Consider the following 24,196-nt stretch of genomic DNA (forward strand, 5'->3'; position numbering starts at 1 on the left):
GCGCCGCGTGCGGCGGCGCCGGTGAGAGACGATCAACCGCCGCCGAAGTTGTAGACGAGGTTGGTCGTGATCAGCTGGTCGGTCTTCTTGATGCCGGGCGCGACGTCGGAGTTGTGGCGCACCTGGTAGCCGGCCTTGAGCGCGAACGACTTGTTGATCGCGACCTGCAGGCCCGCGTCGTTCTGCAGGAACGTGTTGTCGCTGCCGGCTTCGACGAGCAGCGTGTCGATGAACGACGTCGTCTCGGTGAACGCGTGCTTGTAGGCGACGAGGCCGCGGCCGACGACTTCACCTTCGGAGTCGAACGAGTGGCGCACCGGCGCCGGCGGATCGCCCGCCGTTTCCGGGCCGAGCACGTCGACCGGCTTGTAGCGCTTGTAGCCGGGGCCGATCTCGACCGACAGCTCGTCGCTGGCGTTCTTGAGCACGGTGTAGCCGTAGCCGAGCGACACGACCGCCTGGTATTCGAACGGCGAGAAATCGTCGTTCTCGTAACGCAGCGCGCCGACGAGGTAGCTGCGCTCGTCGAACTTGTAGCCGACCGACGCGCCCGCTTCGTAGCGGTTCGCGGTCGTCTCGTAGTTCTTCACGTTCTGGATCTGGCCGTCGGCGCCGACCGTCGCGACGGTGATTTCACCCTTGCTGCGCAGCGCGGTCAGGTAGAAGTTGTCCTTCCACTGGTCGTCTTCCTTCTTGAACGTGAGCTTCGCGTTGAGGTTCTCCGACTTCGCGTTGCCGCGCGCGGCGGCGAAGCCGAGCTCGCCCGCACCCGACCAGCCGTCGTCGGCGAATGCGCAGGCCGGCAGCGCCGCGAGCACGGCGGCGGTCAGCAGGATCTTCTTCATACGTGTTCCTCTCTCCTCGGGGACATGAAAAAGGCCGCATCAGCGGCCCCGGGGAGCGGATGGTAGGCAGATGCATTGAATCGGGCGTGAACGTTGGTGACCCTGCGGTCAACTTTGGTGTCGACGCGGCCGCTCAGCGCTGGTAATAGGCGGTCACCGCGTGCTTCGCCTCGGCGAAGAAGAGCCAGCGCTCGACGAACAGGCCGGCGAGGCCGCTCGCGAGCGCGCACGCGGCGCACGCGATGCGCAGCGACGGCAGCATGAGCGCGAGCAGAGCGAGGGCGACGGGCGCCGCGAAACCGAGGCCGAGGGTGATCCCGCGCAACCTTCGCGCGTGCTTGCGCGCGAGCACGAAGCCCATTTCGTGCAACAGGTAGTTCTCTTCGGTGTGCGGTTGCTCGAACGAGCGCACGTCGCCGAATCGCGCGAGCCCGGTCGCATGGTTTGCGTCGATGGGCGGCTGACGATCGATCGCATGCCAGTAGCGCACCTTGAGCAGCGCCGACGCGACGGCGACGCCGGCGACCGCGGTCTCGAGGGAGCGTCCACCGGGAGACGCGTCGACCATCGGCCAGAGGCAGAGCAGGCCACCGTACAGGCCGAACAACGCGTAGCCCGGGACCACCAGGGGCTGGCTCCATGCGCGGATCGTCGCGAGGCTCGCGTAGATGTGCGCGGTGCAATACACCGTCGCGAATGCTCCCGCGATGAGCGCAGGTGCGGCGACGCGTGCGGCGGCCGCGGGCGCCGCCCCGGACGCGGCGCCGGTCAGCAGCATCGCCGGCACGAAGGTCGCGATTGCAGCGACGCCTTCGCGCGACAGCCACGAGCTGCGCCATTGCGACAGCGCGCGCCACGCGCGCGCAGGCTTGCCGAGATGGCCGAGCGAGCTCAGCAGGCCGACGCCGACGAGCACCAAGCCGAGCAGCAGGGCGGTGACGACGAAGGACGGCCAGGGCGGCCCGTCCCCTCCCATGCGCGAGAGCGTGAGTACGATGCCGAGCAGGAACCACAGCCCGTAGCCGGTGCCGGACAAGACCGTGAACGCGATGATCGAGAAGGTCGGTCGCATCGTCGTCGTCTCAGCGCGACAGCACGCGGTCGAGCCAGCGCAGCACGCCGGGCAGTTGCGCGGTGTCGAGCGACTCCGTCGGCGCGGCCTTCGTCTTCGCGTCTGCGCAGCCGTCGCGACGCGGTCGCGGCGGCAGGTAGCGGTTGACCGGCTTGTAGTCGTACTCGGGCATGAGCGCATAACCCTCGCGCTCGGCGACGAGCTTCGACACCGGCGAGTTCGCGTCGCCGAGGTCTCCGAAATGGCGGGCGCGCGTCGGGCAGGCCATCACGCAGGCGGGCTGGCGGTCGGCTTCGTCGAGCGTCTCGTTGTAGATGCGGTCGACGCAGAGCGTGCACTTCTGCATCGTGCCGCGCTCCATGTTGAACTCGCGCGCACCGTACGGGCATGCCCACGCGCACAGCTGGCAGCCGATGCACTTGTCGGCGTCGACGAGCACGATGCCGTCCTCGGCGCGCTTGTAGCTTGCGCCGGTCGGGCACACGGTCACGCATGCGGGCGTTTCGCAATGCAGGCAGGACCGCGGGAAATGCACGGTGAGCTCGCGCGTGCCTCGCCCGGTCGCTTGTTCGACCGCGTAGCTGTGCACGCGGTTGAACCAGACACCGTTCGGCTGTGCACCGTACGGGTCCGCGTCCGGCAGCGGGCCGAATTCGCCGCCGTCGTTCCATTCCTTGCACGCGACCGCGCACGCGTGGCAGCCGACGCAGGTGTCGAGGTCGATGACGAGGCCGAGCTTCTTCGCGGTCGGCGGCGGCAGGGTGGTCATGGTTGCAGCGGCCAGAATATCGGAATGAGGAACATCGACAACGCGCAGAACATCGCGATCAGCGGGATGCCGACCTTCATGAAGTCGGTGAAGCGGTAACCGCCCGCATAGTAGACCATCGTGTTGGTCGGATAGCCGACCGGCGTCGCGAACGAGGTCGCCGCAGCGAACGCGACCGCGACGATGAACGGTCGCGCGTCGGCGTGCACCGCGTGCGCGACCGACACCGCGATGCCGACCATGAGCACGACCGACGGGTTGTGGCCCATGAGCTCGGTCAGCAGTGCGGTCAGCAGGTACACCATGAGCAGCGCGCCGAGCGGGCCGTGCGAGCCGATCAGCTGCATGCCGCCGTCGACGAGCGCCTTCGACAGGCCGCTGCTCTCTATCGCGGTGCCGAGCGGCAGGATCGCCGCGAGCAGCACGATGATCTTCCAGTCGATGCCGGCATAGAGGTCGCGCGTGCCGTAGCAGCCGGCGATCGCCATCGCCACCGCGCCGGCGATCGCGGCGACCGGGATCGGCAGCGCGTGCAGTCCCGACAGCGCGACCACCGCAGCCATGATCGCGATCGCGGCGATCGCACGGCGCGGCGTGCGGCGCACGTCGTCGCGCTCGCTGAGCACCACGAAGCGCTCGTCGTTGCGCACCGCGGCGACCGATTTCTCGTCGACGAGCAGGAGCAGCACGTCGCCGCCGGCGAGGCGCACGTCCCTGAGCGCGTCGCGCAGCACTTCGCCGCGGCGGCGGATCGCCAACGCGATCGCGTCGTACTCGCGCGAGACGTCGACGTCGCCGAGCGAGTGGTACTCGATCGCGCTGTCCGGCTTGACCATCGCCTCGACCAGCACGCGCGTGCGGCCGTGCTCGGGTCCGTAGCGGTCCTCCGGGTCGATGTCGAGCTGGGCGCGCGTGCGCAGATCCTCGATCTTCTCCCAGTCGCCGCGCACAAGCAGCACGTCCCCCGCGGCGAGGCGCTGCTCGCGCGGCGACCACAGGTGCTGCTCGCCGCGCAGCAGCTCGAGCGGGTAGACGCCATAGCCCTCGCCGAGCTTCGCCGCGGCGATCGTCTGACCTACCAGTGGCGAGCCCTCGCGCACGCGCAGCTCGGTCACGTACTTGCCGAGTTCGGTGTCGGCCGTGCCCTCGGCCGGGATGTGCCGTGGCAGCAGCCAACGGCCGACCAGCATGAGGTAGGCGATGCCGACCAGCGCGAGCAGCGCGCCCATGCGCGTGAACTCGAACACGCCGAAGGCCGGCAGCCCGTGCTTCTGCGCGAGGCTGTCGGCGAGCAGGTTCGACGAGGTGCCGATCAACGTGCACACGCCGCCCATCTGCGCCGCGTACGCCATCGGCAGCAGCACGCGACCGGGCGGCGTCTTCGTGCGCGCGCACACGCGCAGCGCGAGCGGCAGGAACGTCGCGACGAGCGCGATGTTCTTCACGAACGCACCCATCGGCGCGATCGCGAGCATGAGAGCGAGCGTGAGCAGCCACGGCCGGCGTACGCGCGCGAGCAGGCGGCCGAGCGGCTCGAGCGCGCCCGAGCGCTCGATGCCGAGGCTGAGCGCGAACATCGCCGCGACGGTCATGGTCGCCTCGTTGCTGAAGCCCGCGAGCGCCTCTTCGGTCGAGACGAGGCCGAGCACGACGAGCAGCACGAGCACGATCAGCGCGACGAGGTCGATGCGCACCTTCTCGCTCGCGAACAGCGCGATCGCGCCGAGCACGATCGCGAGCGTGGTCCACGCGGCGCCGCTCATCCGGCGTTCCCGGCGAGCTCGATGCGGTGGCCGGCGCGCCGCGGTTCGGCATCGCGCTCGATGCGCACGCGCAGGTCGAACCACGCGGCCTGGCCGGTCACGGGGTCGGCGTTCGCGTAGCGCGCGCGGCCGTCGCGGTCGCGCAGCGATTCGTCGATGAGATGGTTGAGCAGGAAGCCGTCGACGTTCTCGGGCGCGTCGGCGGCGAGCTTCCACGCGCCCTTGCGCTTGCCGATCGCGTTCCAGGTCCAGACCGTGCCCGGCGCGGTGCCCGCGTGCGTGCGCGCCTGCACGCGGATGCGCCCGCGCGGCGCGACGAGCCAGATCCAGTCGCCGTCGGCGACGCCGTTGTCGGCGGCGGTGTGCGGGTTGAGATAGAGGTAGTTGCGCGTCGCGATCTGCCGCAGCCAGCGGTTCTGCGAACCCCAGGCGTGGTACATGAACATCGGCCGCTGGGTGATCGCGGCGAGCGGGTAGTCCTTCACCCCCTCTCCCGCTTGCGCGAGAGGGCCGGGGCGAGGGGAGTCTTGCGACGACGCTTCCCCCGATCCGCCTTCGGCCGCTTCCCCCGCGAGCGGATAGTGGAACGGCAACGGATCGAAGTAGCGCTCCACCCGCGCGCGATCGCGCTCGGGCGGCTGCATCGCGCCGTGCCCGCGCGCGGCGAGGCGGAAACGCTGCAAGGTCTCGGCGTAGAACTGCAGCACGATCGGCTGGGTCGAACCGACGAACGCGAGCGACTTCGCCCACTCGAGGTAGTCGCGGTTCGCCATCTTGTAGTAGCGCCCGGCCGCGGGTACCGCGCGGTGCCAATGGCAGCCGTGCTCGACGTAACGCGCGAGCTGGTCCGGGTTCGGCGTGCCGACGCCGTCGTGCGCGCCATCGGCGCCGCGCCAGCCGGCGAGCAGGCCGACGCCGGGTGCGCGTTCGTGCTCGACCATGTACTGCGCGTAGCCGCGCGGATACTTCGCGGCGCCGCGTTCGTCGACGAGGCCGGGGAGGCGCAGGCGCGCGCCGAGATCGAGCAGCACGTCCTGGAACGGACGCACGTCGCGGTCGAGCGACACGACCGGCTGGCGGATCGCATCGCTCGCGCCGTCGGCGTCCGAGATCGGCCGGTCGAGCAGGCTGATGCAGTCGTGCCGTTCGAGGTAGGTCGTGTCCGGCAGCACGAGGTCGGCGAACGCGACCGTTTCCGAGTCGTACGCGTCGGCGTAGATCAAGTGAGGGATGCGATATTCGCCGCTCGCGGGATCGCGCTCGCACAGCATCGCGCGCGTCGCGCTCGTGTTCATCGCCGAGTTCCAGCCCATGTTCGCCATGAACAGGAACAGCGTATCGATGCGGTACGGGTCGCCCGCGCACGCGTTCGCGATCACGTTCTGCAGCATGCCGTGCGCGGCGAACGGGTGTTGCCACGAGAACGCCTTGTCGATGCGGCGCGGCTCGCCGTGCGCGTCGACGACGAGATCCTCGGGCGCGTGCACGTAGCCGAGCGGACCGGCGTCGAGCGCACCGGTTTCCTTGCGCGCCTTGCCGGGGCGGTTCGGTGGCGGCGCGGATTTCGGATAGGGCGGCTGGTAGCGGAAGCTGCCCGGCGTGTCGATCGCGCCGAGGATCATCTGCAGCAGGTGCAGGGTGCGGCAGGTGTGGAAGCCGTTCGCGTGCGCGCTGATGCCGCGCATCGCGTGCATCGCGACGGGGCGGCCGATCATCTCGGCGTGTTCGCGGCCCCAGGCGTCGGTCCAGCGTTGCGGCAGGCGGATCGCCTGCTCGAACGCGACCTCGGCGAGTTCGCGCGCGAGGCGGCGGATCGTCCCCGCGTCGACTCCGCAGGCGTTCGCGACCGCATTGGGCGCGTAGTCGGCGGCCATGTAGCGCTCGGCGAACAACTGGAACGCGGGCACGGCCGCGCGGCCGTCGGCGAGCCGCGCTTCGCCGACGACGAGCGGGGCGATGCCGATCGCGTCCGCACGCACGATGCGCGCCTGCGCATCGTCGCCGCGTGCGGCGCACAGCGCGTGGCCGTCGGCATCGCGCGCGACCATGCCGTCGTCGGCCGCGCCCGGCGCGCGGATCACGAGGTGGTGCGCGTTGGTGTAGCGCACGAGGTAGTCGAGGTCGATGCGGTCGGCGTGCAGCAGCTCGTGGATCAGCGCGCCCGCGAGCAGGCCGTCGGTGCCCGGATTGATCGGCACCCATTCGTCGGCGATCGCCCCGTAGCCGGTGCGCACCGGGTTGATCGCGACGATCTTCGCGCCGCGCGCCTTGAGCTTGCCGAGGCCGAGCTTGATCGGATTCGAATCGTGGTCTTCGGCGACGCCCCACAACATGAGGTAGCGCGTGAGATCCCAGTCGGGCTCGCCGAATTCCCAGAAGCTGCCGCCGAGCGTGTACATGCCCGCCGCGGCCATGTTGACCGAGCAGAAACCGCCGTGCGCGGCGTAGTTGATCGTGCCGAACTGCTGCGCCCACCAGCCGGTTAGCGCCTGCGACTGGTCGCGTCCGGTGAAGAACGCGAGTTCTTCCGGGTTGCGCGCGCGGATGTCGCCGAGCCATTGCGCCGCGAGCGCGAGCGCTTCGTCCCACTCGATCTCGCGGAACTCGCGCGCGCCGCGTTCGCCGACGCGCAGCAGCGGCTTCGACAGCCGTGCCGGCGAGTAGTGCTGCATGATGCCGGCCGAGCCCTTCGCGCAGATAACGCCGCGGTTGACCGGGTGCCGCGGGTTGCCGTCGATGTAGCGGACGCGGCCGTCATCGAGGTGCACGCGGATGCCGCAACGGCACGCGCACATGTAGCACGTCGTCGTCTTGACGGCGTCGCCGGTCGGCTTGTTGAGATCGAGGCGGGCGTGCGGCATGGCGAGATGGTAGCGGATGCATCATCGGGCCGTGCACGACATGCCGCGCGAGGCGGGCGCCGCCGCGCAGCGCGTGCCGCTCGCGTGCGCCGGCCGAGCCTTCCGTCGCCGGCGGCGCGGCGCGATGATGGCACCGCGCACCGCGCGAGGGGAGGGGAACATGGACCAGCCAGCGGGCGGCGGCCACGCCGCGGTCGGCGAGCGGCTGTACTCGGCGTTCGTCGTGCTCGTCACCAACGCGATCCCGATCTACGGCGTGATCCGCCTGCACTGGTCGGTCGCCAACGTGCTCGTGCTGTTCTGGATCGAGAACCTGCTCGTCGCCGTGTTCACCTGCCTGCGCATCGCGGTGCACCGCGCGCTCACGCGCAAGCGCGGCCATTGGCGATCGGGCCAGCTCGGCGCCGCGTCGAGCGACGCGGTCGGGCGCGGCGCGACCCTGCTCGGCGACTACGCGACGATCGCGTTCGTGTTCACCTTCGCGCACGGCGTGTTCGTGCTCGCGATCACCTTCATCCTCGGCCACAACCTGCCGAACGAGCCGAACTGGCACTTCTCGTTCGACGCGTTGCGACAGGGCGCGCTGCTGCTCGCCGGCGTGCTCGGGGCGGCCTTCCTCGCCGACCTGCCGGGCATGCGCGGGCGGCCGTTCGCGTGGATCCGCCTCGTCGTGCAGCAGCGCATGGGACGCGTGCTCGTGCTCCATCTCGCGATCATCTTCGGCATGATGGCGATGGGTGCGACGAACTCGGCGCTCGGCCTCCTGTTCGTGCTGATCGGCCTCAAGACACTGTGGGAGCTCGCGACGACGCGCGCGCCCGCGCCGATGCCGGACCAGCCGCCCGCATGGGCGCTGCGCCTCGGCGAGCGCTTCGGCAAGGACAAGGGCGGTGCCGAAGGTTTCGCGCGCGAGTGGAAGCGCGATGCGGAGGCGTCGCGCCGCCGCGCCGCCGAAGACGAGCAGACGATGCCCGTGTAGCGCGAGGAGAGCCGCATGGCGGCGCGTCCCGCCGCTCGCTCGCGATCGTGCCCGCGCGCGCCGCGCAATCGGCGGCACGCACGTCCGCGCGTACCGCCCGCGCACGCGGCCTTACGGTGCGTCGATGCGGATCGACGGGTCGTCGAAGCCCGAGTAGCGCACGCGCGTGGTCGCCGTGTGACCCATGAAGGAGCCAGTCGACTCGATCTGGATCGGCAGCCCGCTCTTCTGCGAGATCCACGTCTTCGCATCCGATTTGAGCGGCTTCGTGACGGTGTACGCGTAGACCTTCGCCGCCTCGCCGTCGACCGTCTCGTCGCCGATCGCCTGCACGGTCATGCCGCTCTCGACCTCGGCGAGGAAATCCTTGTTGCGGTACTGCGCGACCTTCTCGCCGATGCCGGGCACCGGCATCGGCGTGAGCTTGCCGTTCATGTCGAGGTACATCGTGTCGCCGACGACGAGGCTCTGCGGGCCTTTGGCAGGCTTGATGCGGTAGCGGTCCGGTGCGACGAACTCCATCGTCGACACGACGCCGCCGTTCTTCACGTCGGTCACGCTCGCGCGGAAACTCTTCGCCTGCAGGAACTTCGCGAACGCGGCGTGCAGCTCGTCCTTCGGCGCGGCACCGGCCGCGCTGCTGGCGAGGCCGAGCGCGAGGGCGGCCAGCATCTTCGGGATCTTCGACATCGAACGCTCCTTGGCATGGATGAAGAAAAAAGTGGCGAACCGGATACCTCGTACCGCCGCCCGCGCACGCCGCGGCGACGTGTGCGATCCTTCCGGGATCGCCGCGGCCCCGAGGTCGCGCATCCCGTTCCGGACGCCCGCCATGGACCGCTACGAACGCATCCTGACCCTGCATCGTATCCTCAAATCGGCGCGCTATCCCGTGTCGTTCGCGCGCCTCAAGGACGAGCTCTCGTGCTCGCGCGCGACGCTCTACCGCGACATCGCGTTCCTGCGCGACGCGCTCGGTGCGCCGATCGAGTACGGCGAGGACGAGTCGACCTTCCGCTACGCGGCCGACGAGGCGGAGCGCTTCGAGCTGCCCGGCTTGTGGCTGACCAGCGAGGAGCTCGCTGCGCTGCTCGCGCTGAACGAGCTGCTCGGCCGCGCCGATCCCGGCGTGCTCGCCGGCGCGCTGGCGCCGTTCCGCGCGCGCATCGAACGCCTGCTGTCCGACCATGCGAGCGGTCGCAGCCTGCCGGTCGAACGCATCCGCGTGCTTGCGAGCGGCTCGCGCCGGCTCGACCAGGCGACGTTCCGCGGCGTGGCCGGCGCGCTGCTCAACCGCACGCGCCTTAGGTTCCGCTACCGCGCGCGCTCGACCGACGCGACCACCGAGCGCGTCGTCTCGCCGCAGCGCCTCGCGCACTACCGCGACAACTGGTACCTCGACGCCTGGGACCACAGTCGCGACGCGCTGCGCAGCTTCGCACTCGACCGCATCCGCGATCCGCAGCCTCTCGAAGAAGCCGCGCTCGATCGCGAGGCGGGCGAGCTCGACGCGCACCTCGCTTCGAGCTACGGCATCTTCTCGGGTGCGCCGAAGGCGTGGGCGACGATCCGCTTCTCCCCGCACGCGGCGCGCTGGGTTGCCGACGAGCACTGGCATTCGCAGCAGCAGGGCGAACGCCTGCCGGACGGCCGCTACGAATTGCGCGTGCCATACTCGAACTCGCGCGAGCTGCTCATGGACGTGCTCAAGTACGGTCCCGACGCCGAAGTCGTCGCGCCGGTGAGCCTGCGCGAGGAAATGAAGATCCTGCTGCAGCTCGCGCTCGGCGCGTATGGGGGTGCGCCGACATGACCGGAGAGCCGACCGCGCTGCCCGCGCCCCCGTCCGATGCGCCGCCCGGCATCGACATCTCGCTCGTGCTCGGCTCCGGCGGCGCACGCGGCTACGCGCACATCGGCGTGATCGAGGAGCTCGAGGCGCAAGGGTTCGCGATCCGCTCGATCGCCGGCAGCTCGATGGGCGCGCTCGTCGGCGGCATGCACGCGGCGGGCAGGCTCGGCCGGTACCGCGAATGGGTGCGCCCGCTGCAGCGCCTGGACGTGCTGCGCCTGATCGACTGGACCTTCCGCGGCGGCGGCTTCATCAAGGGCGAGCGCGTCAGCGGCATCCTGCGCGAGATGGTCGGCGACCTCCTGATCGAGGACCTCGCGATCCCCTACACCGCGGTCGCGGTCGACCTCGACGCGCAGCGCGAAGTGTGGTTCTCGCGCGGGCCGCTGTTCGACGCGATCCGCGCCTCGATCGCGATCCCGACCGTGTTCCGTCCGCACCACTACCAGGGCCGCCTGCTCGTCGATGGTGGCCTGCTCAATCCATTGCCGATCTCGCCGACCCTGCGCGACCTCACCGACGCGACGATCGCGGTCGACGTCAACGCGCCGGCCGAGCCGCTCGATGCCGCGCACGCCGACGAGGATCGCGGCAGCGGCGGCCAGGCGACGCCCGAGCACCTGCCGGACGGCGCCAAGCCGGCGCCGGCCGATTTCGCCGGCAGCGGCCGACGGCGCCGGTTCGCCGCGTTCGTCGACGCATTCGTCGAGCAGCGCGAGCGCCGTGCCGCGCCGCACGAGCCGGGTGCGCTGGAGCTGTTCGCGCGCTCGCTCGACGTCGTGCAGGAGACGATCACGCGCCTCAAGCTCGCCGCGCAACCGCCCGACCTGCTCGTGACGATCCCGCGCAACGCCTGCGCGTTCTACGAGTTCCATCGCGCCGAGGAGCTCATCGAGATCGGCCGCCGCCGCACGCGCGAGGCGCTCGCGCGCTGGATGCCGACGCGTGCGCCGCGCTGACGGTCGATCCGCAGGCGCCGGTCCGTGCTCCACGCCGTAGCCGCCGGCGATGATTTTTCCGCCCGGATGTTCGCCCGGTCGTCGTTTTCCGTTTCTGGTATCGGAGCGCCGCTTTTCGCGGCGCCGGAGCGAAGCCATGAAGCGACCCGTTTCCCGCCTGCTGTGCGTTGCCCTGCTGCTCGCATCGACCGCCGCGGGAGCGGCCGGCGCCAGCTATTTCCGGTTCGACAAGCTGCGCATGGACATCAAGCACGCCTACGCGGTCATGCACGAGGAGCGCAGCGGCCCTGCCCAGGTCTACCTGTTCCTCACCAGCGATCCGATCGACGTGCAGAAGGTCGCCGACGCGTTCGACCCCGGCAGCGAGGTCAACGAGCAGACGCACGGCAAGCCGGGCGGCTACGTGCGCATCTGCGTCACGCCGGAAGGCAAGGAATGCGGGCTGTACTTTTCGCACGACCAGCCGAGCGAGTCGTTCAACATGTCCGGCTCGGGCGAATTCACGTTGCCCAAGCGCACGCCGACGCACCTCGAAGGACGCTGGGTGATGACCGAGCCGGACGACTTCTTCGGCAAGACCTACGACTTCGACATGCCGTTCGCCGCCGACGTGACCGCGGCGACCGCCGGTACGAAACTCGGCGTCGACGGCGGCGAACCCGGCCGCGCCTATTCGGCCTACCTCGCCGCCCTCGCCAAGGGCGACCTGCCCGCGTTGCGCAGGATCCTCGGCGAGTCGGCGCGATGGCGCCTGCCGGAGGACGACGAGAACGAGTCCAAGCAAGGCCTCAAGGACCTGCGCGACGGCAAGCCGGTGTCGGTGAAGATCCTCTCCGCGGTGCAGCGCGGCGACCACGCGGTGCTGCGCGTCGAAGGCGTCGACCGCGACGAGATCAAGCGCGCCGGGCGCGTGCTCATGGCGAAGGGCGAGAACGGCTGGAGCGTCGAGACGGACGATCTCGGCAGCGTGGACTGAGCGTCACGCGGTACGCGACGGCTCCGGTGCGACGCCGGAGCCGCGTCGCGGTGCGCTGTATATTCGCCACGACAGGACTGGGGGAGGGTAGTCCATGATGAAGCGCCGCACGGCGCTGTTGCTGGCCTGCTTGCTCCACGTGCAAGGCGCTCGAGCCTTCTTTGATCGCCCCTGGATCACTCCGGCGTCGCCTCTGGCTTCCGAACCGGTGTCCGTAGGCGTCCATGGAGGGGGTTGCGACGCCATCGCGGAGCGAGCCGGGTTTCGGCAGGTAACCCAGGTCGGGAACGCGATTCGCATCCTGGAGTATGGGCACCACTGGGACTTCCAGGAATTCTGCATCTACGATCCCGCGACGGTGACCCATCGAATAGGTACGTTCCCACCCGGGGAATACACACTCACCGTCGAGTTGATCCACAACGATGGCGTGCCGGCACCGGTCGTCGCGACGCTAGGAGTCCTGGCTTTCACGGTTTCCGGGCAGACCGTGCTTGCATCTGCGGTTCCAGCGACGACCGCTCGTGGAAGTAGTGTGCTGCTCATATTGTCGTGACGATGGGCTTTTCTTTCTGAGAACTCGGAGAGCGGCGTAGGAGATTTCGGCACAACGCCGAAGGCTTGTCACGATTTCATCCTACAGTTGTGGCATAATGAAAAATTAATTCGCGCAGGTTCTCACTGCGTCGGATCCGAAGCGATCACGCCGATTCTGCGGGGTTCGGGGCGCCAAGCTCCGGCGCGTAGCCATGCGCGCGATCAGGGGACAAGAACGTGCTGATGGAGTGTTGCTGCATGCGCAGGATCGATCGGGAGCGGGTAGTTTTCATGAATGGTGCCGGGAAGGGCATCGTTGCATCGCTGTTGTTGCTGGTGGCGGCCTTCGTGCCTCCTGCCGCGCGCGCGGACATCGTGGCCGCGCCCGACACGTCGATCTGCCCGAGCACGGGCACGCCTCCCGTCATTCCCGGCACGACGCCGGGAGCTCCGGGCACGTGGGCCAATCCGGACCGCGCCGGCGAAGGCTGGAACTTCTACTACTTCGACAACGCCACGAAAGTCATCGCGACGCTGTATACCTACGATGGGAGCGGAACGCCCGTATGGCTGACCACGCCGGTCGTGGCGATCACCCGCAATGCGAACAACGAGCAGACGTTCTCTGCCGAATTGCAGAAGAAGACGTATTCGTACCCGGCGCAGGCGCAGTCGTCGCAGGACGTGGGCTCGGTCGCCGTCACGTTCGTCCGTGATTCGACGACCCAGGCGGCCATCCGGTGGAAGTGGGATGTCGTCGGGACGCAGAACATCAACGAATGCCTCTACGACTTCTTCCGTGACGCTCCGCCGGCGTCCCAGCCTCCGGAGTCCTCGACGGATGTGGGCGAAAGCTACACCGGCCTGTGGGGGGTCGCCGTGTCCCGGCAGGCCTGGGGCATGAGCTACACGTTCGGCATCGATTCGCAACCGGTCTATGCCGAAGTAGCGGACGTGCATTTCTTCGATGGCCTCGGCCAGCCTGTGTGGCTCAGCGGTCAGAACCAGTCCGCTGTAGCACCGCAGACGAGTGCCACGAACATCCCGTTGTTCTACGTCAGGGCCAAGCGGTCCGTCTATCCGATCGGCGGGACGTGCAACGGCAACGACTACTGCCTGAGCATGCTGGCATTGTCACCGACGCAAGGGCCGGCGCAAGGCGCGATGACGCGCACTTTCGACGGGCCGGCCAGCGGCAGTGTCGCATTCGCGGTCAATATCGCGGCAGCATCCACGGGAACCGGGCGAGCATTGGTATTCCCCCCCCCCGGCAGTGGAATCATGTTCCCCCAGGCGCTCGCGAAGGTGGACCAGGCCAACGAGGTATTCGTTTCGACGCCGCTCTGCCAAGCGCCCGTAGGCGAGAACATGTGCGGATTCGAGGTCAGTTGGAACGGGATCGAGGGCTCGAACAGGTTGTGGCGATACGACATCAACGCCGCGCAATACAGCAGCTCGTCGATTGGAAGCGGCGCCGTTGGCACGATCTCCGAAGCGCTGCCGGTCGGTTCCTTCGTCAACTACGAACTGCGCTCGAGTGCGGGCGCCGTTCTTGGTCGCTCCTCGTCGGTGCGTGTAGTCGCGGCGCCACAGGAGCCGGGTGCGGCCGTACCAAGCGATCCGCAGCTGGCGGCGACGCCTGCGCGCGACATCGAGTCGGATCGCGTCGGATCGACCGCCGGCCAGATTTCCGTCGACCAGTCCGGCAATGCGCAATATCGCATTCCGCTGCTGACGCCGCGCGGAGCGGGTGGCCTCACGCCGGATCTCGCGCTCGTCTACAACAGCGGTTCCGGTGACGGCCTGCTCGGATACGGATGGCAGGTCCAGGGGTTCTCGGCGATCACCCTTTGCCGGCGCGCACCGGAACACGGCGACGGCCCCGACTCGACCGGCGAACTCACCACCAATCCCGCTTCATCGGCGTATTGCCTGGACGGACAGCGCATGATGCTCGTGTCGAGCGGCAACGGTGCGCTCGGTGCGGTCTACCGCCTGGAAAACGACAACGCGACGAAGATCGTCGTCGAGCGTGCGGACACGACCGACGGCCAAGGCAGCTCGACCTACATCGTTCCCACGATCTTCACCGTCTATTCCAAGGACGGAACGATCCGCCGGTACGGGCTCGGTGCGCGCCTGCGCCAGCCGACGGGCACGGGTGGCGTGACCCTGGTGTGGTACCAGTACGAGTTGCGCGACGCGAACAACAACGTCGTGAACTACAACTATTCCACGCCGTCTCCGGCGGTCGTCGGCAATGCCGCCCTGGTTCCGCAGTCGATCGTCTATGCCGGCGGCGAGATCACGTTTTCGACGACGCCACGACCGACCGCGCAGCAGGTCGCCGCCTATCAGGGAGGCATCGCCGTCACGAGCCAGGCCGTGTGGCTGACGGGGATCACGGTCAAGGCCAGCGGCGTGACGCTGCGCACTTACAAACCCGCCTATGACGAAACGCGGGAACTGGTCAACCCGTCGCTGCGGGCGATGACGTCGCTGCAGGAATGCGGTGGATCCGGAACAAACGAGGTCTGCTATCCGGCGACGCGCTTCGACTGGGCGCCGATCGACGCCTGGCTCGCGACGACACCATCCACGCAGACGCGCGCTGGCGCGGATTCCTTCTTCCACGCCGTGGCGGACGCGGTCAAGTTCGGTGATTTCGACGGCGACGGCCGAACCGACACGCTGTTCCTGCATTGCGACGACAGTTCTTGCGACTATCGCGACTTCTTCGTCGGGTACTCGGCCCCTTCGACGGCGAGTGGCATCGGCCTGAACTTCTCGAGCGTGTGCGGTGGCACGCCACCGTATGATCCGAACGGCACCTGTCCGCAGTTCAGCAAGTTCCTCAGCACGTCGAAGGGCTGGCAGACGATCGACTACAACGCCGACGGGCGCAGTGACCTGCTGATGCTCGAGCCAGTATCCGGTCGCGGCGACGTTCCTCCGTATCGGGGCGTGGTCTGGCAGAGCGGCGCCGGCAACGTGATCGGCGCCGCGGCGGCGAATCCGTTCACGCAGAAGATTCTTAACATCGCCCGCAATCCGCAGACCGGAGTGACGGGTCCGATGCAGTTCAATGGCAAGGTCGAGCTGCTGAATGCCGATTTCGACGGCGATGGCATGCCGGATCTGCTGACGGTCGGCAGCGGCGGCGGGGCGGCGAATGCCGGCGCGCAGGTCTGGTTGCTCAAGGCGACCGGTACGCCGGGCCAGCCGTATGTGTACCAGGGGCCGTACCAGTTCGTGCCGCGCATCGGCGGCAGCGATGCGCTGTGCGGCTTCGTTTCCTATGCGACGCAGTCCTTGCGCACCGCCGATTTCAACGGGGACGGCAAGGCCGACCTGGTGATGCGTACCGGCCGGATATGCACCGCGGGGACCAGAGGTGACGGCACGGACGATACCCAGCTCGTCGATTCGGCGACGTTCGACGCCGCCGTCGAGGACCAGCCGAAGTATCTGGAAGTGTTCAAGGCCGGCAAGGTCGAGGGCTCGTACTTCGTGTTCAATCCGCTGGCCAGCCTCTCGTGGACGATCTGCGAGGGGCAGTGCACGCAGACCACCGGTCCGCTGAAATACGTCATGGAGGATGCGAGCTTCCAGGTCGCCGACATCAACGGCGACGGGCTCGCCGACGTGCTGTTCCCCGGAGCCCCGGTGAGCAACAACGCCACCGTCTGGTTGTACGAGATCAACCAGAACGGCACCCGTGGCCCCTCCACGTGCGCCGTCCTCGCGTCGCCCGGCCCCGGTTGCGCGCAGACCGGCGGTGCCCAGCAAACGCAGCTGGGCGACTACGACGGCGACGGCAAGGCCGATTTCTGGACGGTCGAAGCGATGTCCGGCTCCAACAAGTCGGTCGTTCACCTGTGGTCCGGCAACGCATTCTCGTCGACGCAAACGGTCACGGCCATGCAGGTCGGCGATCTGTCGACGAGCTGGTTGGGCTATCTCGTCGACATGGACGGCGACGGAACGCCGGACTCGCTGCAGATCAATCCGATCGATTCGCATGGTGCATGGCAGGTGACGCGCACGTCCGCGCACCACAAGGTGCGCAATGTCATCAGTTCGATCACGTCGGGTCTCGGTGCGCTGACGGCAATGGACTACGCGCCGATGACCTATCGCTCGGTCTACTCGCGCGAAACCAGCGCGCCGTCCCTGACGACGGCGGCCGGTTGGCACACTCCGGTGCAGGACGTGACGACGCCGCGCTTCGTCGTCCAATACCTGGACAGCAGCGTCCCGGTGGAAGGGCAGGTCAACGCACTGAGCACGATCCGCTACCGCTACTCGGGCTACAAGATGCAGGGGGGTGGGCGTGGATCGCTCGGCTTCCGCGAGATCATGTCGATCGACGCGCAGACCGGCCTGCAGACGATCACCACGTACAACCAGGTCTTCCCGTTGCTCGGCACGCCGACGCAAACGCGGGTCTACACCGCCGGTGAAACCGTCGACACGCTGTGCGCGTCTCCCGGAAGTCCGGACGACGCGGCCTGCATGTTCCGCCTGCCCCTCGGCAACGTGACCGGCAGCCAGTTGATGATCAACGAAGTCCAGGACAACTGGGCGTGGCACGTGTACGGCGCTGCTTCCGACAACACGCCGCTGGGCGGAGCCGCGCCGGTGTTCGTCTACAAGCAGCGATCGCTGACGCGCAAGTACGATCTGGACGGCGGCCTGCTGTCTTCGAACCGCGTGTACTCGACGTATGAGCCGAGCCGTGCGGAATTGCTCGCGGTCGACACCCTCGACTACTCGTCGGCGAACCAGTCGTCGACGAACGTCATGCGCGAAGTGACGACGACCAATACGTACGAACAGGACGTGGATGTGGCGCCGTCCGCCGCGAACGCCTACGTCGCCACCTGGCACGTCGGACGGCTGACGAGCACGACCACGACGTCCTCCGCCTCCGGCCTGGAAGGCGTCGTGGCAGCGACCTATCCGACGCGCAAGTCCTCGTTCGAATACGACCCGACGACGGGACAGCTCCTCAAGGAGCGCGTGGAGGCCGGCGGCCCCGCCGACCAGGCCCTGTCGACGCACCACCTGTACGACACCTACGGCAACGAAACGAAGACGGTGACGTGCGCCGACAGCGTCGCGGGATGCAGCAGCGCGCTCACGGCGGCATCGATGACGTTCCAGCCGACCGACCCGAACTGGGTGCAACGGTACAAGCGAACGAACTATCCCTCCGGCATTTACGCGAATGCGGTGTTCGAACCGTTCAGCAGTGGATCCGCCGCAACGGAATACCAGACGCTGAAGATCGACGGCCGCGATGCATTCGGCAACGTCACTGACAGCACGGACGCCAACGGGCTGCGCACGGTCAGTGCCTATGGGCCGATGGGGCGCTCGTACTTCACGGCCACCAACAGTGGCGGTGCTTCGACGACGACGTATCGCTGGTGCATCGGGTATGGTACGGTCGCGGTGACGTGCCCGGCTGGCGCCGCATACCGCGTCGACTTCAACGCGTCCGTCGGTGCGACGACCGCGCGCGCGCCGCAATCGTGGACGTACTTCGACGTGCTCGCGCGACCGATGCTCCGGGTGACCCAAGGTTTCGCGGCGACCGAGTACATCGCCGTGAAGACGACCTACGACAACCTCGGTCGCGTCTATCGCGTCACCGAACCGTATTTCACCTACGCGCCGGCGTCGGCGCAGATCGGCAATGCGGTCAGCGGGACCTTCTACGCCACCGCATCACTGTACGACGTGCTGGGCCGTCCCAAGACAGTCACGCATCCGAACGGCAAATCGACGACGTACAGCTACGCGCACGACGGCGCCGGTCTGCCGACGACGAAAGTCACGCTGCCGATCAACAACGCGAGCTCCGGCGTCGCTGAAACCCGGACGCAGACCGCCAACCACGTGGGCCAGGTCGTCACGGTCACCGACGCGCTCGGCTCGACGCTGTCCAACACCTACGACGCGAACGGCAATCTCGCGCAGACGACGCGTACGGGATGGGACGGCAAGTCCGCCACCACGACGATCGGCTACGACGCCGTCGGGCGAAGGAAGAGCCTGGCCGATCCCGACAGCGGCAGCTGGAACTACGCCTACAACGCGCTCGGCGAACTGGTGAAGAGATGGAGCTCGACGAGCTGCGAGAAGACGCAGTACGACGGACGCGGCCGAGCGTATGCACGCTCCAGCTACGCGAACGGGACGTGCACGTCGACGGCGGAGACGACCGCGACGTGGTCGTACGACACGGCGACCAGCGGTCGCGGCGTCGTCTCGGTCGCGAGCGGTACCGATGGCGGGATCCCCTATGCGCGGCAGCACTACTACGACGGGTTCGGCCGCCTGCGGGAACTGGACACGACGATCAGCAGCGGCACGACGGCGTCGTACTTCGAGAAGAGTACCTACGACGAATTCGGCCGCCCGTTCCAGACGCTGTTCTGGGGAAGCGGCATTCCGGAGACCGGTGAGCTGTACCAGTACAACGCGCAGGGTTATCGCGAATACGTCCGCGATGCCGAGTACCAGTTGACCGGCCAGGCCTATCAGCAAGTGCTGGCGATGGATGCGCGCGGCAACATCAAGTCCGAGCAGCGCGCCGGCAACACTGCGCTCACGACCACGCGCACCTACCGTCCCGACACCGGCTGGCTCAGCGACATCGCCACGTCCGGCGGGGTCGTGCAGCAGCTCCACTACGACTACGACGCGCTCGGCAACATGGTCGGCCGCAACGACACCAGCGGGGGACTGCCCGGCGGCGCCGCGCATACGTTCGAGACGTTCGCGTACGACGCGTTGCAGCGCCAGACGACCGCGAAGTTCATGCAGCCCAACGGGGCGGTTGCGACGCTTTCGTCGAGCGAATACGACAGCTTCGGCAACATCAAGACGACCAACGGCAATGCGAGCACGTACGCCTACGGCGGACGTGGTGCCAGCTGCACTGCCTCGGGCGAAGTCGCCGCAGGCCCGGACGCCGTCGTCACGCTCGGAACCAACACCTATTGCTACGATGCGCGCGGCAATCAGACGCGCACGTTCGATACCGCGAACAGCGTACGCCTCGTCAAGCGCAAGCAGACCTACACCTCGTACGACGCGTTGCGCACGAGCGATCTCGCCAACATCTACACATCGCACACCACGAGCTGGGCGTACGGACCGGAACGCCAGCGACTCGTGCGTTCGGACTACACCAATCCGAACGGCACGGGCACGCCCACGGTCACGCACTTCGTCGGCAGCGCGGAGATCACCACCGCCCCGGGCAGCACGCAACGCGTAGTCAAGCGCTATGTCCCCGGCATGGTGCTGTCGCAGGTGGTCGCGAACAACTCGACGGTCAACCAGCAGCACGAGTTCCTGTTCACCGACAACCTCGGGTCGACGCATCGGATCACCGACGACAACGGCAACGTGCTCGGACCGAACGGCACGCAGGCGTTCACGCCCTTCGGCAGCCGCGCCGATCCCAACTACGGCACGACGATGGATCAGGCCCCCTGGTTCGGATTCGACGCGTCGCTGACCCACCACGGCTTCACAGGCCACGAGATGATGGACGAGACCGATCTCATCCACATGAACGGCCGTGTCTACGATCCGCGCCTCGCGCGTTTCATCCAGGCCGACCCGTTCGTCCAGGACGCCGGCAACCTGCAGAGCTACAACCGCTACAGCTACGTCCTCAACAACCCGCTCACGACGACCGACCCGACCGGTTACTGGGGCCACCGCCAGCAGGGCTACGTGCGCACGGTGGCGGCGATCGCGGTCACGCTGTACACGGGCTACTACTACGGTTACGGCGCGGGCGCCGCCGCGGCGCCGGCCGAGGCCGCGACCGGAACGATCATGTCCGGCTTCATCTCCGGATTCATCACGTCCGGAAACCTGCAGGGTTCCGTGCTCGGTGCCTTCGATGCGGCCCTGAACTTCGGCATCGGCTCGACGTTCTCCGAAGGAAGCTGGGGCAACATCGGCGCGCATGCGCTCGAAGGCGGCGTGCTCGAGCACCTGCGCGGCGGCCGCTTCGGCCACGGCTTCGTGACCGCCGGCCTGACCGCGACGATCACGCCGATCGAAACCGGCCATCCCTACGCGGACGGAATCGAGATGGCGATGATCGGCGGCACGATCTCCGCGGTCACCGGCGGGAAGTTTGCAAACGGCGCGCTGACGGCGGCGTTCGAATATGCCTACAACCACGAGCTGCACAAGCAGGAGGACAATGGCTTGTGCGATTCTGAATGCCTGGATGAGCTCGAAGCGAAGCAAAACAAGAGAGTCGAGCAGTTCAAGCAGGATGCTCAAACTGTCGCGAAGGTCGGTAGGACCATTGGCGATGGGATGGATATTGCTGTAACTACCGTAGCGGTTCCCGAGAGTGCCCTCGCGCGCCTATTCAGTGCGACGAAACGTCTACTGGGTATAACGGAGGCAGGGGGCAAGGCATCGAAGTACCTCGATACTACTTTGCGTGGAAGTCGATACGCCAATCGGACCACCGATGTCTCGATCGTGGATTTTGAGAAGAATCTCGTCGAGAGCGGTTGGGCCCGTTCCGTGTCACAAGATGGCAAGGTCATACTTCTTGAGAAGGATGGGGCGAGATATACACTTCGCGAGAACGCAAAATCCACGGGCGGCCCCACCGCGGAGTACTTCGCGCCCGGAGCTGATAAGCCGTTGAAGATCAGGCTGGGGCAGGACGAGAAGCCATGAATGAGACGCCCGACCATATTCTTGCGGATGGTGAATTCGTCAAGCTCAAGGCGTTGTTGAGTTCGGTGGTCGATCCGAATTGCGAGCTCCCCGATTCTCCATTTCACAGCCGTCTCGAACATCGCAAGTTCGAGGAATTTGATTGGGCTATGAGCGCAGACGCATGGGCATCTTTGTGTTCGCTTGCTGCTCGATCAGGTGATTCTTGGATTCTCGTGGCAGTTCTGGACCCAGATCCCGTTACCTACTACAAAGCAGAGTTCGGCTACTACAATTGGAGCATGGTGCCCACGTCTGTAACGGGCGAGCAATACCGGCGGGTCCTCGACACGCATCCGCGGGAGAGGCCGGCCGATTCCATGTTCGTGAATTCCTCAGTCGTCGTGTGGACTTCGCCTGCCGCGAAATGGGCAATATGGGGGGAACGCCGAACTGGACTTTGCGTATTGGCTGCAGAAGAGCCGGACTATGGCGTGGACTGGAAGGGTCTGGAATGGGCGATGGAAATCGCCAATCTTGAGCAAGGCGCTGCATTCGCCGAACGGTTCGCGAAGCAATTCGCCGACGCATGAAGCGCGCTTCGACAAAAAAGGGCCGGCATTGTGCCGGCCCTTTTTTTGCGAATTGGCCGCTGACCGCCGTCAGCCGCGCTTCATCGCGCCGAAGAACTCGTCGTTGGTCTTCGTGTTCTTCATCTTGTCGAGCATGAACTCCATCGCGGCGAGCTCGTCCATCGGATGCAGCAGCTTGCGCAGGATCCAGATCTTCTGCAGCTGGTCCGGGTCGATCAGCAGTTCCTCGCGGCGCGTGCCGGAGCGGTTGATGTCGATCGACGGGTAGACGCGCTTCTCGGAGATGCGGCGGTTCAGGTGCACTTCCATGTTGCCGGTGCCCTTGAACTCTTCGTAGATCACCTCGTCCATCTTCGAGCCGGTGTCGATCAGCGCGGTCGCGATGATCGTCAGCGAGCCGCCTTCCTCGACGTTGCGCGCGGCGCCGAAGAAGCGCTTCGGGCGCTGCAGCGCGTTGGCGTCGACGCCGCCGGTGAGGACCTTGCCCGACGACGGCACGACCGTGTTGTAGGCGCGCGCGAGGCGGGTGATCGAGTCGAGCAGGATGACCACGTCCTTCTTGTGCTCGACCAGGCGCTTGGCGCGCTCGATCACCATCTCGGCGACCTGCACGTGGCGCACGGCCGGTTCGTCGAACGTCGATGCGACGATCTCGGCGCGCACGCCGCGCTGCATCTCGGTGACTTCCTCCGGACGCTCGTCGATGAGCAGGATGATCAGGTGCGCTTCCGGATGGTTGTGCACGATCGCCTGCGCGACGTTCTGCAGCATCATCGTCTTGCCGGCCTTCGGCTGCGAGACGATCAGGCCGCGCTGGCCCTTGCCGATCGGCGCGACGAGGTCGAGGATGCGGCCGGTGATGTCCTCCGACGAGCCGTTGCCGCGCTCGAGGTGGAACGCCTTGCGCGGGAACAGCGGCGTGAGGTTCTCGAACAGGACCTTGTTCTTCGACGCTTCCGGCGGCTCGCCGTTGATGTGGTCGACCTTCAGCAGCGCGAAGTAGCGCTCGCCTTCCTTCGGCGGGCGGATGCGGCCGGTGATGTAGTCGCCGGTGCGCAGGTTGAAGCGGCGGATCTGGCTCGGGCTGACGTAGATGTCGTCGGGGCCGGCGAGGTAGCTCGCGTCGAAGCCGCGCAGGAAGCCGAAGCCGTCCTGCAGGATCTCCAGCACGCCTTCGCCGTAGATGCCGCCGCCGGCGCGCGCATGCGCCTTGAGCACGAGGAAGATGATGTCCTGCTTGCGTGCGCGCGCGACACCTTCCTGGATGCCGAGGGTCTCGGCGAGCAGGAGCAGCTCGGCCGCGTTCTTGCGCTTGAGTTCATTGAGGTCGATCAGCGGGCCGTTGCCGCCGCCGTTCTTCGACTCGTCGAATTCCTCGTCGTCGTACATGCCGCTGCGGTTGGCCTGCGGATTGTTGCCGCCGCCACCGCCGCCGCCGTGGCGGTTGCGCCGGTCACGCCGGCCGCGGCGACCGCCTTGGCCGCCCTGGTTCTGGCCGCCGGGGTTCTGTCCGCCACCGGCGTTCGGGTTGCCATCGCCGCCGTCGCCGCCGGCCTGGTCGTTGTTCGGGTTGCGCGCCTCGGCGTTCGCCGGCGCTGCGTCCTGCTGCGGTTGCTGCTGCTGTTGGCCGCGCGGGCCACGTTGCCGGGGCTCGGGACGGCCTTCGGCGGCGGCGCCTGGGCCGCTATCGTTCGTTTCGTTTTCGGACACGGGCAATCCTCGCTGGGCGCCGTAGTGAATCTGGGAGGGATGGGAGATCGAAGGAGAAGCGGGCGGAGCAGCGTGGGCTCCGGGCGCTGGGTTTACGTTAGCACCGCCGTTTGCGGGCGTCCAGCGGTGAAGCGGGTGATCATCGGCGATCCGGGATTTCGGGATTCGCGAAAACGCGTGCGCGCAAGTGCGCTGCGTTCACGAATCCCGAACCCCGCCGGTTCAGGCGATCGCCTTGTCGATGATCTGCGCGAGCTGGGTCTTGCTCACCGCGCCGATCTGCGTGGCCTGCACCTTGCCGTCGCGGAAGATCATCAGGGTCGGGATGCCGCGCACGTTGTAGTTGCGCGGGGTCTTCTGGTTGTGGTCGATGTTGATCTTGGCGACCTTGAGCTTGCCCTGGTAACTCTGGGCGAGGTCGTCGAGGATCGGCGCGATCATCTTGCACGGGCCGCACCATTCGGCCCAGAAATCGACGAGCACGGGCTCGCTGGACTTGAGGACCTGGTCCTCGAACTGGTCATCGCTCACGTGCGCAATGTGTTCGCTCACGGGACTACTCCAAAAAACA

The 24,196-nt window shown here is 67.4% G+C and carries 15 protein-coding genes; 7 read left to right on the forward strand and 8 right to left on the reverse strand.

Annotated elements, in window-relative coordinates:
• Positions 1 to 32: 32 nt before the first annotated feature.
• The 5 genes from FHW12_RS18460 to FHW12_RS18480 form a co-directional block, all read right to left on the reverse strand.
• A complete protein-coding gene (locus tag FHW12_RS18460; RefSeq protein ID WP_182532537.1) occupies positions 33 to 845 on the reverse strand; it encodes a DUF481 domain-containing protein in 813 nt (270 codons plus the stop codon).
• 133 nt (positions 846 to 978) lie between these two features.
• Positions 979 to 1,917: a dimethyl sulfoxide reductase anchor subunit family protein gene (locus tag FHW12_RS18465; RefSeq protein ID WP_182532538.1), complete on the reverse strand. Its 939-nt coding sequence runs from the start codon at positions 1,915 to 1,917 to the stop codon at positions 979 to 981.
• A gap of 10 nt (positions 1,918 to 1,927) precedes the next feature.
• Entirely contained in the window at positions 1,928 to 2,686 is a 759-nt protein-coding gene (locus FHW12_RS18470; protein ID WP_182532539.1) for a 4Fe-4S dicluster domain-containing protein, read from the reverse strand.
• The gene (locus tag FHW12_RS18475) at positions 2,683 to 4,449 is read right to left on the reverse strand and encodes an SLC13 family permease (protein ID WP_182532540.1); all 1,767 of its coding nucleotides are present in this window, start codon (positions 4,447 to 4,449) and stop codon (positions 2,683 to 2,685) included. Before FHW12_RS18475 ends, FHW12_RS18470 begins: the two co-directional genes overlap by 4 nt.
• Positions 4,446 to 7,310, reverse strand: coding sequence for a molybdopterin oxidoreductase family protein (locus tag FHW12_RS18480; RefSeq protein WP_182532541.1), 2,865 nt, complete (start codon positions 7,308 to 7,310; stop codon positions 4,446 to 4,448). The genes FHW12_RS18475 and FHW12_RS18480 overlap by 4 nt, the downstream gene beginning before the upstream one ends.
• A 160-nt stretch (positions 7,311 to 7,470) precedes the next feature.
• On the opposite strand from FHW12_RS18480, the gene FHW12_RS18485 reads away from it, so the two are divergent.
• Positions 7,471 to 8,289 carry a DUF6498-containing protein gene (locus FHW12_RS18485; RefSeq protein ID WP_182532542.1) on the forward strand — a complete coding sequence of 273 codons (819 nt, stop codon included), beginning with the start codon at positions 7,471 to 7,473 and terminating at the stop codon, positions 8,287 to 8,289.
• Between the two features lie 111 nt (positions 8,290 to 8,400).
• Here FHW12_RS18485 and FHW12_RS18490 read toward each other — a convergent pair whose 3' ends face one another.
• The gene (locus FHW12_RS18490; RefSeq protein ID WP_182532543.1) at positions 8,401 to 8,979 is read right to left on the reverse strand and encodes a hypothetical protein; all 579 of its coding nucleotides are present in this window, start codon (positions 8,977 to 8,979) and stop codon (positions 8,401 to 8,403) included.
• A 142-nt stretch (positions 8,980 to 9,121) separates the two neighbouring features.
• Between FHW12_RS18490 and FHW12_RS18495 the strand changes: the two genes are divergently transcribed.
• The 6 genes from FHW12_RS18495 (at position 9,122) to FHW12_RS18520 (ending at position 21,915) form a co-directional block, all read left to right on the forward strand.
• Positions 9,122 to 10,102, forward strand: a complete 981-nt coding sequence (locus FHW12_RS18495) for a helix-turn-helix transcriptional regulator (protein ID WP_182532544.1) — start codon at positions 9,122 to 9,124, stop codon at positions 10,100 to 10,102.
• A complete protein-coding gene (locus tag FHW12_RS18500) occupies positions 10,099 to 11,100 on the forward strand; it encodes a patatin-like phospholipase family protein (RefSeq protein WP_182532545.1) in 1,002 nt (333 codons plus the stop codon). The genes FHW12_RS18495 and FHW12_RS18500 overlap by 4 nt, the downstream gene beginning before the upstream one ends.
• 136 nt (positions 11,101 to 11,236) lie before the next feature.
• A complete protein-coding gene (locus FHW12_RS18505; protein ID WP_182532546.1) occupies positions 11,237 to 12,076 on the forward strand; it encodes a hypothetical protein in 840 nt (279 codons plus the stop codon).
• 94 nt (positions 12,077 to 12,170) lie between these two features.
• Positions 12,171 to 12,632 (forward strand): hypothetical protein, encoded by a 462-nt coding sequence (locus tag FHW12_RS18510; RefSeq protein ID WP_182532547.1) that lies wholly within the window; start codon positions 12,171 to 12,173, stop codon positions 12,630 to 12,632.
• A 272-nt stretch (positions 12,633 to 12,904) separates the two neighbouring features.
• A complete protein-coding gene (locus tag FHW12_RS18515; RefSeq protein ID WP_182532548.1) occupies positions 12,905 to 21,343 on the forward strand; it encodes an FG-GAP-like repeat-containing protein in 8,439 nt (2,812 codons plus the stop codon).
• Entirely contained in the window at positions 21,340 to 21,915 is a 576-nt protein-coding gene (locus tag FHW12_RS18520; RefSeq protein WP_182532549.1) for a hypothetical protein, read from the forward strand. The genes FHW12_RS18515 and FHW12_RS18520 overlap by 4 nt, the downstream gene beginning before the upstream one ends.
• A gap of 69 nt (positions 21,916 to 21,984) precedes the next feature.
• On the opposite strand, the gene rho is transcribed toward FHW12_RS18520, so the two are convergent.
• Both rho and trxA read right to left on the reverse strand, forming a co-directional pair.
• Positions 21,985 to 23,775, reverse strand: a complete 1,791-nt coding sequence (rho, locus tag FHW12_RS18525) for a transcription termination factor Rho (RefSeq protein WP_428993634.1) — start codon at positions 23,773 to 23,775, stop codon at positions 21,985 to 21,987.
• 72 nt (positions 23,776 to 23,847) lie between these two features.
• Entirely contained in the window at positions 23,848 to 24,177 is a 330-nt protein-coding gene (gene trxA / locus FHW12_RS18530) for a thioredoxin TrxA (RefSeq protein WP_131996449.1), read from the reverse strand.
• Positions 24,178 to 24,196 lie beyond the last annotated feature (19 nt).

This window comes from Dokdonella fugitiva, assembly GCF_014138265.1.
In the GTDB taxonomy this organism is placed as follows: Bacteria; Pseudomonadota; Gammaproteobacteria; order Xanthomonadales; family Rhodanobacteraceae; genus Dokdonella_A; species Dokdonella_A fugitiva_A.